Annotated in this window: 14 protein-coding genes and 2 pseudogenes; 11 read left to right on the forward strand and 5 right to left on the reverse strand. The window is 64.5% G+C overall.

All coding sequences use genetic code 11. The features are described from left to right. Positions 1 to 161: 161 nt before the first annotated feature. The 6 genes from B9N97_RS30205 (at position 162) to B9N97_RS30235 (ending at position 5,460) form a co-directional block, all read left to right on the forward strand. Positions 162 to 773 (forward strand): glutathione S-transferase family protein, encoded by a 612-nt coding sequence (locus B9N97_RS30205; RefSeq protein ID WP_085091512.1) that lies wholly within the window; start codon positions 162 to 164, stop codon positions 771 to 773. 47 nt (positions 774 to 820) lie between these two features. Beyond that, complete coding sequence (locus B9N97_RS30210; RefSeq protein ID WP_085091513.1) at positions 821 to 2,887, forward strand: 2Fe-2S iron-sulfur cluster-binding protein; 2,067 nt, start codon at positions 821 to 823, stop codon at positions 2,885 to 2,887. A 34-nt stretch (positions 2,888 to 2,921) separates the two neighbouring features. Next, positions 2,922 to 3,470 carry a carboxymuconolactone decarboxylase family protein gene (locus B9N97_RS30215; RefSeq protein WP_085091514.1) on the forward strand — a complete coding sequence of 183 codons (549 nt, stop codon included), beginning with the start codon at positions 2,922 to 2,924 and terminating at the stop codon, positions 3,468 to 3,470. Between the two features lie 72 nt (positions 3,471 to 3,542). Then, positions 3,543 to 4,007, forward strand: coding sequence for a nuclear transport factor 2 family protein (locus B9N97_RS30220; RefSeq protein ID WP_085091515.1), 465 nt, complete (start codon positions 3,543 to 3,545; stop codon positions 4,005 to 4,007). A gap of 30 nt (positions 4,008 to 4,037) precedes the next feature. Next, entirely contained in the window at positions 4,038 to 4,379 is a 342-nt protein-coding gene (locus B9N97_RS30225; RefSeq protein WP_208621309.1) for a hypothetical protein, read from the forward strand. Between the two features lie 190 nt (positions 4,380 to 4,569). Continuing rightward, entirely contained in the window at positions 4,570 to 5,460 is an 891-nt protein-coding gene (locus tag B9N97_RS30235) for a LysR family transcriptional regulator (protein ID WP_085091517.1), read from the forward strand. Between the two features lie 35 nt (positions 5,461 to 5,495). Here B9N97_RS30235 and B9N97_RS30240 read toward each other — a convergent pair whose 3' ends face one another. Both B9N97_RS30240 and B9N97_RS30245 read right to left on the reverse strand, forming a co-directional pair. Next, positions 5,496 to 6,245 (reverse strand): pirin family protein, encoded by a 750-nt coding sequence (locus tag B9N97_RS30240; RefSeq protein WP_085091518.1) that lies wholly within the window; start codon positions 6,243 to 6,245, stop codon positions 5,496 to 5,498. A gap of 63 nt (positions 6,246 to 6,308) precedes the next feature. Continuing rightward, positions 6,309 to 6,884 (reverse strand): isochorismatase family protein, encoded by a 576-nt coding sequence (locus tag B9N97_RS30245; protein WP_085091519.1) that lies wholly within the window; start codon positions 6,882 to 6,884, stop codon positions 6,309 to 6,311. A gap of 139 nt (positions 6,885 to 7,023) precedes the next feature. Between B9N97_RS30245 and B9N97_RS30250 the strand changes: the two genes are divergently transcribed. After that, positions 7,024 to 7,923, forward strand: coding sequence for a LysR family transcriptional regulator (locus B9N97_RS30250; RefSeq protein WP_085091520.1), 900 nt, complete (start codon positions 7,024 to 7,026; stop codon positions 7,921 to 7,923). Here the strand turns inward: B9N97_RS30250 and B9N97_RS30255 are convergent. After that, positions 7,920 to 8,249, reverse strand: coding sequence for a winged helix-turn-helix transcriptional regulator (locus tag B9N97_RS30255; protein WP_085091521.1), 330 nt, complete (start codon positions 8,247 to 8,249; stop codon positions 7,920 to 7,922). The genes B9N97_RS30250 and B9N97_RS30255 overlap by 4 nt on opposite strands. 153 nt (positions 8,250 to 8,402) lie before the next feature. Here B9N97_RS30255 and B9N97_RS30260 point away from each other — a divergent pair, with 153 nt between their 5' ends. The 3 genes and pseudogenes from B9N97_RS30260 to B9N97_RS30265 form a co-directional block, all read left to right on the forward strand. Next, positions 8,403 to 9,356 (forward strand): NADPH:quinone reductase, encoded by a 954-nt coding sequence (locus tag B9N97_RS30260; RefSeq protein WP_244561016.1) that lies wholly within the window; start codon positions 8,403 to 8,405, stop codon positions 9,354 to 9,356. Positions 9,357 to 9,535: 179 nt separating this feature from the next. Further along, a pseudogene (locus B9N97_RS37080) lies at positions 9,536 to 9,733 on the forward strand (transposase); the annotation flags it as partial. Between the two features lie 27 nt (positions 9,734 to 9,760). Beyond that, a pseudogene (locus B9N97_RS30265) lies at positions 9,761 to 10,255 on the forward strand (IS3 family transposase); the annotation flags it as partial. Between the two features lie 105 nt (positions 10,256 to 10,360). Here the strand turns inward: B9N97_RS30265 and B9N97_RS30270 are convergent. Together B9N97_RS30270 and B9N97_RS30275 are read right to left on the reverse strand one after the other, a co-directional pair. Further along, complete coding sequence (locus B9N97_RS30270; protein WP_085091523.1) at positions 10,361 to 11,131, reverse strand: SDR family oxidoreductase; 771 nt, start codon at positions 11,129 to 11,131, stop codon at positions 10,361 to 10,363. Positions 11,132 to 11,160: 29 nt separating this feature from the next. Continuing rightward, the gene (locus tag B9N97_RS30275) at positions 11,161 to 12,363 is read right to left on the reverse strand and encodes a mandelate racemase/muconate lactonizing enzyme family protein (protein ID WP_085091524.1); all 1,203 of its coding nucleotides are present in this window, start codon (positions 12,361 to 12,363) and stop codon (positions 11,161 to 11,163) included. A gap of 213 nt (positions 12,364 to 12,576) precedes the next feature. Here B9N97_RS30275 and B9N97_RS30280 point away from each other — a divergent pair, with 213 nt between their 5' ends. Further along, the gene (locus tag B9N97_RS30280) at positions 12,577 to 13,344 is read left to right on the forward strand and encodes a GntR family transcriptional regulator (protein WP_085091525.1); all 768 of its coding nucleotides are present in this window, start codon (positions 12,577 to 12,579) and stop codon (positions 13,342 to 13,344) included. The last annotated feature ends 30 nt before the right edge of the window (positions 13,345 to 13,374 follow it).

Below are 13,374 nucleotides of genomic sequence, written 5' to 3' on the forward strand. Positions count from 1 at the left end.
GCGATCCTCTGCATGACCGGTCAAAAAGGGAGCCAAGGGATCATTTCATCCCACGCAATGATGAAGTGCCGAACCCGCCCATTCTCACCCCGAGGCGGATGCAGCAGTCTGGTGATGCGGAACGGGAATGACCCCGTCCAACAGATCACGGGACTTGGAAAATGAAGCTCTATCATCATCCCCTGTCGGGCCACGCGCATCGGGCTCGCCTGTTCGTCTCGCTGCTCAGCCTGCCCCATGAGTTGGTCGAGGTCGACCTTGCGGCCGGTGCGCACAAGAGCCCCGAATTCCTGAAGCTCAACCCCTTCGGCCAAGTGCCGGTTCTGGATGACGACGGTGTCATCGTCGCCGATTCAAACGCGATCCTGGTCTATCTCGCCAAGAAGGCAGGGCGGGGCGACTGGCTTCCGGAAGATCCGAGCGGTGCGGCCGCGGTTCAGCGCTGGCTGTCCGTGGCAGCCGGAGAGGTGGCTTACGGCCCCGCGGCCGCCCGGCTCATCACGGTGTTCGGGGCGAAGTTCAATGCCGACGAGGTCATCGGCCGGGCGCATACCCTCCTGGCCCGTCTCGAAAGCAGGCTGAGCGGACAGGACTGGCTGGTCGGCGACCATCCGACGATCGCGGACGTCGCGATCTACAGCTATGTCGCCCGGGCCCCGGAAGGCAACGTCGACCTCCAGGCCTACCCGTCCGTCAATGCCTTCCTCCGCCGCATCGAAGCTCTGCCGGGCTTCATTCCGTTCGTGCAGACGCCGGTCGGCTTGGCGGCCTGACCCCGCACCCGGGCGCGCCCCGCAACCCCCAGCAAGGGACATCGACGATGACCGCGACTCTGACGACGCTGCCGACTTGGCATGAGGGTGAGACGTTCATCCAGGAGAAGCTGGGGGTGGCCGAGCGGATGGCGGCCGTCGGCCAGCGGGTGATCCGCGACCATATGCCCGACCAGCACCGCGACTTCTATGCCCAGCTTCCCGCCATCGTGCTGGGCAGCGTCGATCCGGCAGGCGACCCATGGGCCACCCTCCTCACCGGCAAGCCGGGCTTCCTGTCGTCACCGACGCCAACGAGGCTCGACATCGCCGCCCACGCCGATCCCGGCGATCCGGCGGGCGAGGGGATGCGCGACGGCGATCCCGTCGGCCTGCTGGGCATCGAGATGCACACCCGCCGCCGCAACCGCATGAACGGCATCGTCACGGCCGACGAAACCGGATTTCGGGTCGATGTCGACCAGAGCTTCGGCAACTGTCCCCGCTACATCCAGCTTCGCGACCTCGACTTCGCCAGGGATCCGGCGGAGCCGTTCACCGCCGTGGTGGAGGAGTTGCCCCAACTCGACCCGTCGGCGCGTGCCATGATCGGGGCGGCGGACGCCTTCTTCGTCGCGACCTACGCCGACCGTGCGGAACGCCGGCAGGTCGACGTGTCCCATCGCGGCGGCAAGGCGGGTTTCGTCCGCGTCGCGGAGGATGGCACGCTCACGGTGCCAGATTTCAATGGCAACCTCTTCTTCGCGACCCTCGGGAACATCGTCCTCAACGGCAAGGCCGGTCTGGTCTTCGTCGATTACGAGCGCGGCGACCTGCTGCAGATGACCGGCGATGCCGAAGTGATCCTGGACTCGCCGGAGATCGCTGCGTTCCAGGGTGCCGAGCGGCTGTGGACCTTCCGGCCGCGCCGCATCCTGCGCCGGGCCGGCGCACTGGCTCTGCGCTGGTCGTTCCGCAAGGATGGCTGGTCACCAAGCTCGCTGATGACCGGCGATTGGGCGCAGGCGGCAGCCCGGTTGCAGGCGACCGAATTGTCGAAGAGCTGGCGGCCCTATCGGGTGACGAAGATCGTCGACGAGACCCCGGCAATCCGTTCCTTCCACCTGCAGCCGGCCGATGGGGCGGGCCTTCTGCCCCATGCCGCCGGTCAACATCTGCCGATCCGCGTGACCGTTCCCGGTTCCGACAAGCCGATCGTCCGCACCTACACGCTGTCCGCAGCGCCGTCAGACGGCCTCTACCGCATCAGCGTCAAGCGGGAAGGGCTGGTGTCGCGTCACCTGCACGACACCATCCGCGCCGGGGACGTCATCGAAGCCCGCGCGCCCGACGGCAATTTCACCATCGACCCGTACGGGACGAGGCCCGCGGTCCTGCTGGCCGGCGGTATCGGGATCACGCCGCTGCTGGCGATGCTGCGCCACATCGTCTACGAGGGGCTGCGCAAGCAGCGGATGCGGCAGACCATCCTGATCCAGGCCGCGCGTTCGAAGTCGGACCGCCCCTTCGAGCGGGAGATCGCCGAACTGGTGAACGCCGCGCAAGGGGCTGTCAAATGGGTCCGGGTTCTGAGCGATCCCGGCCAGACCGAGGAAGGCGTCGACTACGATGCGGCCGGCCGCATCGACATGGCCCTGCTGACCCGCTTCCTGCCGTTCGACGACTATGATTTCTACCTGTGCGGCCCGCCCACCTTCACGCAGGCGCTGTATGACGGGTTGCGGAGCCGCAACATCGGCGACGCGCGGATCCATGCCGAGGCCTTCGGGCCGTCATCTTTGAAGCGCACGGCGGATGCCGGCGCCGCACCCGCTGTCCGTTCCCCGCCGTCCACCAAGCCGGTGCCCGTGGCCTTTATGGACTCGATGAAGGAAGACCGCTGGACGCCGAGTTCCGGCACCTTGCTGGAGCTGGCGGAAGCGCGCGGCCTGGCGCCCGAGTTCAGCTGCCGCGAAGGCTCATGCGGAACCTGCCGGACCAAGCTGCTCAAGGGTGCCGTGACCTATGTCCGCGAACCGACCGCCAGCATCGCCGCCGACGAGGTCCTGATCTGCAGCGCCGTGCCGGCCGAAACCGGAACGGATGAGGAGAACCGCATCCAACTCGCTCTCTGACCCAAACTTCCCCCACACAACCGGAGAAAAGACGATGTCCTACATTCCGACCCCCGCGACCATCGAAGATGCCCCCGAGGCATCGCGCCCGATCCTGGAGGGCGTGCAGAAGCAGCTCGGCCGGGTGCCGAATATCTTCCGCCTGGTTTCGAACAGCCCGGCGGCGCTGGGCGGCTGGACCGCCTTCCAGGGCGCTCTCGGCAAGGGCAAGCTGCCACTGGCGACCCGCGAGCGGATCGCGCTCGCCATGGCCGAAGTGAATGGCTGCGACTATTGCCTGTCCGCCCACACCTTCACCGGTGCCAAGTTCGCGAAGCTCGACGACAGCGAGATCGCGGCCAACCGCCGGGGAAGCTCGAACGATCCCAAGGCTGCGGCGGCGGTGGAGTTCGCCAAGGCACTGGCCGTTGCCCGCGGCACCGTCGGGACGCAAGCGATCGAGGTGGTCCGCGCCGCCGGCTATGGCGATGCGGAGATCCTCGAGATCATTGCGCATGTCGCCCTCAACACTTTCACCAATTACGTCAACGAAGCGCTGGGAACCGAGATCGACTTCCCCCGCATCGACAGCCTCGCCGCGTGATCTTAAGCACGGGCGGCAACTCCCCTGCCGCCCGTCTCCCCTGCCCATCTTACCCATCTCAAGGAGCACTCCATGTCCCGTCCGCCGCTTCCCCCCTTCACCGAAGCCTCCGCCATCGAGAAGGTCCGGCTCGCCGAGGATGGCTGGAACAGCCGCGATCCGGCGAAGGTCGCTCTCGCCTACACCGAGGACAGCCGCTGGCGGAACCGCGCCGAATTCGTGACCGGCCGCGCCGAGGTCCAAGCCTTCCTCACCCGCAAATGGAACAAGGAACTCGACTACCGGCTGATCAAGGAACTCTGGGCCTTTGCGGGAAACCGCATCGCGGTGCGCTACGCCTATGAGTATCGCGACGACAGCGGCCAGTGGTACCGCGCCTATGGCAACGAGAACTGGGAATTCGCCGAAGACGGGCTGATGCGCGCCCGGCATGCCAGCATCAACGAACACCCGATCGCCGAGGCGGACCGCAAGTTCCACTGGCCGCTCGGCCGCCGGCCGGATGACCATCCCGGTCTCAGCCATTTCGGCTTCTGACGCCGACATCACCGAACGAGGATTGCCGTCATGTCTGGATTCACTCTCAACGAGCGGGCGCGGATGTCGATCGAACTCGCTCTGACTGCCGGCAGCGGTGACGTACCGCTGCTTTTGCGACAGGATGCCGACGCCAACAGGCTCGGTCTGACCGGAGCCGAAGTCGATGCGGCAAGAAAGGGATCCAGCTTCGACTTTCCCATCTCACAGGCGATAGCACTCGCACTCGCGTCGAGCGACGAGGATCGCGCGGTGCGGCGGGAGCGGGCGGCGAGGGCCGGGATCGACGGCCCCGCCTGCCTGGAGATCGAACATCTGGCAGCGGCCTTGATGAAACGCTCATCCGCAAAGGCCCGGCATCATGGACTCTGACTTTGGACTCTCCATCCTGCGGCCCTTCGCGGCGGTCGCCGTGCTGCTGCATCCCCTACGGCATCCATTCAAACTCCGTTTGCCGGACCGGCAATTGCCCGGCTATTACGAGGACATGCTGAAGCGGGATCCTGGTGCCGGTTCAGAGTCACTCATGAAAATCCTTTGAGCGTGCGGGAGGCGGCGGCAGATGGATCGTTGGCAGGCAATGAAGGTTTTCGCGAAGGTGGCGGAGACCGGGAGCTTTGCCGAGACTGCCCGCCTCATGCACCTGAGTGCGCCCGCGGTGACGCGTGCCGTGGCTTCGCTGGAGGATGTGATCGGTGCCAGACTGTTCGTCCGCACCACGCGTTCGGTCAAGCTGACCGAAGCGGGCACCCGTTACTTCGAGGATTGCCGCCGGATCCTCTCTGACATCGCGGAGGCGGAAGCCGCGGCGGGCGGCTCCTATGCCAACCCCACCGGAACGCTCGCCGTCACGGCCTCCGCGCTCTTCGGGCAGATGTATGTGCTGCCGATCATGACCGAATTCCTGAACAGCCATCCGGGGATGCGCGCCCGGACGCTCTTCATCGATCGGCCCGTCAACATCGTCGAGGAAGGCATCGATGTCGCGGTGCGGATCGGCCATCTGGCGGATTCGGGCTTTACCGCCATCAAGGTCGGTACGGTCCGGCGGGTGATCTGCGGCTCCCCGGCCTATTTCGAGCGTCATGGCGTCCCGCTGACGCCGGCCGACCTCAAAAGCCACCGGATCGCGGCGTCGACCAGCGCATGGGCATCCCCGGAGTGGCGGTTCGCCGGTGATCAGCGGGTGACGGTCGACCCTGTCCTTCAATGCAATACCAACGAAGCGGTGATCGCAACCGCCAGGGCAGGCTGGGGCCTGACGCGGGTTCTCCATTATCAGATCGGCCCGGCGCTCGTAGAGGGGCATCTGCGGATCGTGCTCGGCGACTACGAGGAGCCGCCATTGCCCATCCATATCCTCTACCCCGAGGGGCGCCATGCTCCCGCGAAGGTGAGGGCGTTCATTGATCTGGCGGTGGCGCGCCTGCGAGAGAACCGTCTGCTGAACTAGGCATTCTCGTCCGAAGTCTCGTTGGGCAGTTCCGGTCAGCGGAATCGCTGCCTCTGGTTCCCGCTGAACATGCCGCCGCGGTAGACCTCAGCCTTGGTATCGATCGAGAACAACACGATATCGGACGCCTCCAATCCGGTCGGATGAGCATCGAACCCGGTCGTTAACAGGCTTTCGCCTTCCGAGATATTCTCGTTCCCCAGGGTGATCTTTCCGCTGAAGACGTAAAGCAGGATACTCCTTCCCGCCTCGGCGGCCGGCAGTCGCAATTCAGCGCCATCGCTGATCCTGGCGTCGAAGACCCTGACATCGGATCGTACCGTCAGCGGAGCTTCCTTTGGCCCGGCGATCAGACGCCAGCTATCGACACTGGTCTCCTCCTGGAACTCATGGAACTGCACCATCGGCTCAAGATCGGGTGCCTTCGGCCGCAGGAATATCTGCAGCGCCTGCACCGGGCGGTTGCCAAGCATCAGTTCCTCGTGCTGGAAGCTATGGCCGGCGTTCATCATCATGAAGTGCGTCTTGTCGAGCCTCTTCTCATTTCCGACTGTGTCGCGGTGGAGCATCTCGCCGCTGCGGATGTAAGTCAGTATCTCGTCATCCTTGTGCGGGTGCATGCCGATGAGGTGGCCGGGTTGAACCTGGGCGCGATCGATCCTGCCGATTGGGCCGATCCCGCTGTCGTCTGACGTGAGCGTCAGTCCGGGATACAGGATCTCGACGCCGAAGCCTTGCCTGAAGTCGCCGAGCATCCGGCCTGCAGGAATCCTGGTAATGGTCATGGACGTCTTCCTCCGATCCCGGCGCGGGCTCTGCCGCCCGCGCCGAACACGGGTATCCTGTGTTCAATGGTAGTTCAGGATGCCGACGAGCTTCTGGCCGAGCGGGCTCGTCCAGTCGACGGCAAGCTCGGAGATGATCTGGTCGACGGTCGTGATGACCGCGCCGGCCTTTTCCATGCGCCGCAGCGCGATGTCGTCGCCGTACTTGGTGTAGGAGGCGGACGCGTCGGCCGAGACCTGGACTTCGTAGCCCTCGTCGAGCATCTGCAGGACCGGGAAGGTGACGCAGATCTCCGTCGTCACGCCTGCGACGAACAGCTTCTTGCGGCCGATCGCCTTGACGGCCTGGTTGAAGCCGTTGTGGTGCATGGCGTTGACGATACCGGGACGCTTGATGCGGGCTTCGAAGGCCTCGGGCAGGATTGCTTCGAGTTCCGGCAGCAGCGGCCCCTGGATCTGGTCTTCCATGCTTGATGTCAGGATGGTCGGAATGTTGGCGGCCTTGGCGATGCGGGCGAGCTTCAGCGCGTTCTGCTTGACCAGGTTGATGTCGTGCGAGTGGGTCCAGGCCATCGTGCCGATCTGGTGGTCGATCAGCAGCATGGCGGAATTCTCCGGGGTGAAGACGTTCTTGTGCATTGCCGTGTTCCTTTTTCATGTCGGCGGCGGTGGGTGACATTGGTTTCGATCCGCTCGATGACTGGAATCTAGCGTTGCGAATAACGGCACGGTATCCCTATAAAAAGCCACTCTATGGAACGGAAATCGGAACGCTAGAATGGTCAGCTTCGAGGACATGCAGACCTTCGTCGAAGTCGCCGACGGCGGTGGGATCACAGTCGCCGCACGGCGTCTCGGCCTGCCGAAGTCGATCGTCAGCCGACGGCTGGTCCGCCTCGAGAGTGAGCTTGGCGTCCAGCTTCTGGCGAGGACGACGAGAGGCGCCTCGCTCACGGAGGCGGGCGTTTCCTTCCGCGAGCACGCCGCCCGCATGTGCCTTGAGATGGACATCGCCCGCGAGGAGATGCTGCCCACCGGAGAGCTGAGAGGACGGCTGCGCGTGGCGGTTCCCTCGTCCTTCGGTCCCGGACACTTCGCGCCGGCGCTCGCCGAACTCGCCCGGCGGCATCCGCTCCTGCAGCTTCACGCCCATTACAGTGACCGATATGTCGATCTGGTGGCGGAAGGCTTCGACTGCGGCATACGGGTCGGCTACCTCCAGGATTCGAACCTGACGGCGAGAAAGATCGGCGCCTTCGCGGCCGGCCTGTTCGCCAACCCGGAATACCTGCGGGTCCACGGCGTCCCGCAGAAGCCCTCGGACCTGCTCGACCATCAGGCGATCCTGCAGGGAACCGAAAGCTGGAAGCTATCCGACGGCAGCAGGACGGTCGTCGTCAACGGTCAGGGACGGTTCAAGGCGGACAGCGCCGTGGGCATCGCCGAAGGGACGGCGGCCGGACTGGGCGTCGCGGCGCTCCCTGTCGTCATCGCGCAAAGCTATGTGACCGCAGGCGCCCTCGTGCCGATCATGGCGGAATACAGCCTGCCGGAAATCGGCGTCTACATCGTCAGGCCACCGGGATCGCACGTATCCAGAAAGGTCAGGGTGCTGATCGACTTCTTCGTGGAGCGGTTTTCGGCGAACTCCGGAACCGGTCGGCGGGATGTGGGCTAGCCCTTTGCGGACACGCCCCGCTCCTGAAACGCGACGCCCCAATCCCGCATCGCCATCAGTACGGGCGCAAGGGTCTGCCCGAACGGAGTGAGCGAATACTCCACGCGCGGAGGGACCTCGGCGAAGACTTCCCGGGCGACGATCCCGTCGGCTTCGAGTTCGCGGAGTTGCATCGTCAGAGAGCGCTGGCTCGGGTCTCCGACCAAGCGGCGCAGCTCGCCGAAACGGCGCGGACCGTCGAGGAGGCGGTAGATGATCATCGGCTTCCACTTGCCTCCGGTAACGTCGACGGTGGTTTCGACAGGGCATTTCCGGCCAACGGTCATCGATCGCTCCAACAGTGTAATTTCTATCCCTATAGGCAGAACTGTTGCCTACTTGCAAGTTCGCCTGTGTCGCGCCTAGCTGGAAGCAGCCAATTTGAGAGGTGCGTCATCATGCGGGCTGCTTTCTACGACAGACAGGGAACCGCGAGGGAGGTGCTGACCGTCGGCGACCTGCCCGATCCGCAGCCGGGAGCCGGGGAGGTCCGGGTGAGGGTGGTCGCCTCCGGCATCAATCCTTCCGACATCAAGACGAGGACCGGTTTTGGCGGCAAGGCCATGCCGTTCCCGCGGATCGTGCCGCATCAGGACGGAGCGGGCGTCATCGACGATGTCGGCCCCGGTGTTCCTTCAGAACGCATCGGCGAGCGGGTCTGGATCTATATGGCGCAAACGGGGAGGGCGTTCGGTACCGCGGCCGAATTTGTCGTCGTGCCTTCGGTGCAGGCCGTCAGGCTTGCCGACAACGTGTCCTTCGAGATCGGCGCGTCCCTCGGCGTTCCGGCGATGACCGCGCACCGGTGCCTGTTCGCGGACGGCGACCTGCGCGGCAGGCGGGTTCTCGTTCAGGGCGGAGCGGGCGCCGTGGGCAATGCGGCGATCCTCCTTGCGAAATGGGCGGGGGCGTGGGTGGCGGCGACGGTGAGCCGCGACGAACAGGCGGATGTCGCCCGAGCGGCCGGTGCCGATCTTGTCGTCAACAGGCATGAGGAAGACGTCTCCCAGGCGGTGAGATCTGCGACCGCCGGCCAGGGGGTCGACCGCATCGTCGACGTGGACATCGCCGCCAACATCGATGTGGCGATCGCCTGTCTCGCGAGCGACGGCGTCATCTCGGCCTACTCAACAAAATCGCCGCAGGCCTCTCTCACGATCCCGTTCTTCCCGGCCCTGCTAGGCGGCTTCCTGTTCCGTTTCGTCTATGTCTACACCATGCCGGATGCAGCGATGCGGCAGGCGGCCGAGGAGGTCTCCGCCTGCGCCGCGTCCGGAGCCTATACCCCGCGGATCGCCAACACATTTGACCTCGACGCTGTGGCCAAAGCACATGAGTTCCAGGATAGCGGCAAGGCGGTCGGAAAAGTCCTTGTTCGACTACAGAACTCGTGACGCGCGCAGGTCAAGCGCTGCTCCATATATTGAAAGTCACGAGATTACGGCTGGGGTGCGGCACAGTTCGATGAGACACCCGGCTGCGGTAAATTGAACCGCAACCGAAGGTCTTGGTGGACTTGCCCGGAGCAAGTGGAGAGCCTCCATCTATGGTCTGAGGGACCAGGATGTTTGGCATGGGTGACGGGCATCGGCGTAAGCTGACGGAAGACCTCAAGCGGGAAGCTGTTCGGCTTATCGCAACGAGCGGCCGGACTGTCGAGGAACTGGCGGCTGATTTGGGGATCGGCAAATCAACGCTGACGCGATGGAGATCGCAGTATCAGGAAGCGGAGCTTCTGTCCGGTCCACATGACGATGTGCAAAAGGAACTGGTCCGTCTGCGTTGTGAGAACGAGGTTTTCTCCGCTCCGGCGCCGAACCGGAAATGAGGAACCGACATTTCCTACGTCTGGACCGCTGACGGCTGGCTTTATCTCGCCATCGTGCTGGATCTGCACTCCCGCCGGATTGTGGGATGGGCAACCAGTGACCGGATCACCAAGGAGTTGGCGATCACGGCGTTGAAGCGGGCAATTGCCGTTCGGCAGCCACCTCCCGGTCTGATCCATTATTCAGATCGTGGAAGAAAATACTGTTCGGATGATTGCCAGAAGGTGTTGCAGGAGAGCGCGATGTTGGTTTCGGTGAGCGGGCACGGGAACTGCTACGATAACGCGATGGTGGAGACTGTGTTCAAGACCTTGAAGACAGAGCTGGTGTGACGTACGATCTTTACTTCGCGGCGGCAGGCTGAAATCGCCATTGGCCGCTACATCGACGGCTTCTGTAATCCAATCCGGCGACACTCCTCACTCGGCTTCAAAAGCCCCTGTGTCTTTGAGGTCGCTGCGTAGAATCGACACACTCGTTCTCCACTTGCTCCGGGCAAGTCCAACCCGGTGCGGCCGGGAACCGTATCCTCCGGCTTCCGGCCGCACCGGCAAATGAATGCGAACCTATTACAGGACGGCCAGCCAGCCGCCATCGACATAGATGATCTGTCCGTTGACGTAGTTCGACGCCGACGAGGCCAGATACACCGCGGTCCCGGTCAGTTCCTCCGGTTGGCCCCAGCGCTGGGCCGGGTTGCTGTTTTTCACCCAGGCATCGAAAGCGGCATCCTGAATCAGGGCCGCGTTCATGTCGGTGGCGATGTAGCCCGGCCCGATGGCGTTCGCCTGGATGTCGAAGCGCGCCCATTCCGCCGCCATCGCCCGCGTCAGCATCTTGATGCCGCCCTTGGCAGCGGTGTAGGGCGCCACCGTCGCCCGCGCCGCCTCGCTGGTCAGCGACCCGATGTTGATGATCTTGCCGCCGGTCCCCCGTGCGATCATCCGACGCGCCGCCTCGCGGGCGACGATGAAGGCCCCGGTCAGGTTGGTGTCGATGACGCGCTGCCAGTCCGCAAGCGCCAGATCGACCATCGGCTTGCGGAACTGGATGCCGGCATTGTTGATCAGGATGTCGACGGCAATTCCCCGCTCGTCAAGCGCGGAGAAGGCGGCGGCCACCGCCGCCTCGTCCACCACGTCGAACAGGCTACCTTCCGCGGCATGGCCCAGATCGGTCAGGCGCGTCACCGCCGCAGCGAGCGACTCTTCGTTGCGCCCGTTCAGGATGACGCGGGCGCCGGCCTCCGCCAGTCCCTGGGCGAACGCGAAACCGATTCCACGGATGGAGCCGGTGATCAGCGCCGTGCGGCCGGAAAGATCGAACGGGGATGTCTTCATGGGGTGGGTCTCCATCGGGCGGCGGGGCCTCAATCCAAGGTGCTGACGCGACGGGTCAGGTCGGACCGTTGGAACACCGAGGGCAGCAGGTCGGTGCCCAGTCCCGGCCCTTCCATCGGATAGACATAGCCGCCTTCGATGCGGGGGACCTCGGTGACCAGTTCCTTGTACCACCCGGTGTAGAAGGCGCGCACCGACTCCTGGATCAGGGTGTTGGGCTGCGACAGCGAGGAATGGACCGCGGCGGCATAGGCCACCGGGCCGGTGCAGTCGTGCGGCGCATAGGGACGGTGGTAGGTGTCGGCGAGAGCGGCGATCTTGCGCCCTTCGGTCAGCCCGCCGGTCCAGGCCAGGTCGGTCATCACCACGCCGACGGCGCCGGCCTCCAGCATGTCCTTGTAGGGGAAGCGTGATCCCAGGGTTTCCGACGCGCAGATCGGCACGCTGGTCGATGCCGCCAACTCGGCCAGGGCGTTGACCGAGTTCATGCGGATCGGATCCTCATACCAGGTCGGCTGATAGTCCTCCAGCACGCGGGCGATCCGCTTGATCGTCGGCAGGTTCCACAGGCAATGGAATTCCACCATGATCTGCATCCGGTCTCCAACCGCCTTGCGGATCTTCTCGAACGGCTCGACAGCGCGCTTCATCTGTTCCGCGGTGATGAAGCGACCGTCATTCTCGATCGCCGCGGGATCGAACGGCCAGATCTTCATCGCCGAGATGCCCTGCTCCAGCAGGCTTTCGGCCAGCCCGCCAGCGTCCGACATGAAGGCGTTCAGATCCTCATACGGACCGGGGCTGGCGCCCAGGTTCCAGGTGTCCACCGGCTTGATGCGATGGGAGCGGACATAGCCATAGCCGGCGCAGGTGTTGTAGACCGGCACCCGGTCATGGCAGAGGCCACCCAGCATCTGGTGGACCGGCTGGTTGCAGGCCTTGCCGAACAGGTCCCACAGCGCGATGTCGACGGCCGAAGCCGCCCGGTATTCCGTGCCGGTCGAGGACTGCGCCAGCGGCAGGTTAACCATGTCGCGGTTGATCGCCTCGATGCGCAAGGGGTCCCGGCCCAGAAGCCGCGTGGACAGCGTGTCGTGCAGATGGGCTTCGACCGCACCGGCCCCGTAGAACGTCTCGCCCAGCCCGACGATCCCGGCATCAGTGTGGACGCGCACCCACAGGACGTTGGCGAACTCTTCGGTGCGAAGGGTTTCGATGGCGGTGATTTTCATGAGCCGTCCCGCGATGAATGAGGAAGGAAGTTCTGGGAAATCAAAGGCATGGAAGAGGGGCAGGGCAGGTTGAGACCCCCGCGTGCCTATGCCCATGCATGCCGGGGCATCCTATTTCCGTTTGTGATATTTCACAACATGTTTTAATGTGCCACTGTTTGCAGGGTGAGCATGAACGATCCTGGGCAGCTTACGGTAAAGGAGGACGGCGTTATGGGACGTGGACGCAGCAAGCCGGTGCTGATCGAGCCGGGTGGCACCATCGACCGCAAGCAGGCGCGGGCAAACCACGCCAACCTGCTGGAACTGGCCTATGGCAAGCTCGAGGAACTGCTGGTCAACTGCACGCTGGCGCCCGGCCGGTCGCTGTCGATCCAGGATCTGCAGGACATCACCGGCCTGAGCCGCACGCCTGTCCATCAGGCGGTCAGCATGCTGGCCCGCGACACGCTGGTGATTGTCAATCCGCGCAACGGCATCCAGATCGCTCCCATCGATCTGGCGCGCGATCGGCTGCTGCTGGAACTGCGCCGCGACATCGAGCGCTTCGTCGTGCGCCTTGCCGCTGAACGGTCGGGACCGACACAGCGCAATCAGATGATGCACCTGTCGCGGGTGCTGCGGGAGCGGCGGGCGACGATCACCATCGATCAGTTCAACGAGTTCGACCGCAGCATCGACAACCTGATCCTGGCGGCCGGCAACGAACCCTTCGTCGGAAACGCGCTGCGTCCGCTGCACACGATCTTCCGGCGTATCGGCTTCCTGCACCAGAACCACATCGGTGGCGAGGCGACACTCCACCGCAGTGTGGACTGCCATCTGGCATTGACCGACGCCATCGCCAACCGCCGCGCCGACGATGCGGTCAAGGCTTCCGACGAAATCGTGCAGTTCGTCGACGCGATGTTCGACGAACTGGAAGCCCGCATCGACCCGCGGCTGCTCGATTGCAGCGTCGAGCCGCTCTTCACCCTGTGACCGGAGCCCGGCCCCGGCGGGCGGGTCGCC

This window comes from Azospirillum oryzae (genome assembly GCF_900177515.1).
Lineage (GTDB): Bacteria > Pseudomonadota > Alphaproteobacteria > Azospirillales > Azospirillaceae > Azospirillum > Azospirillum oryzae_A.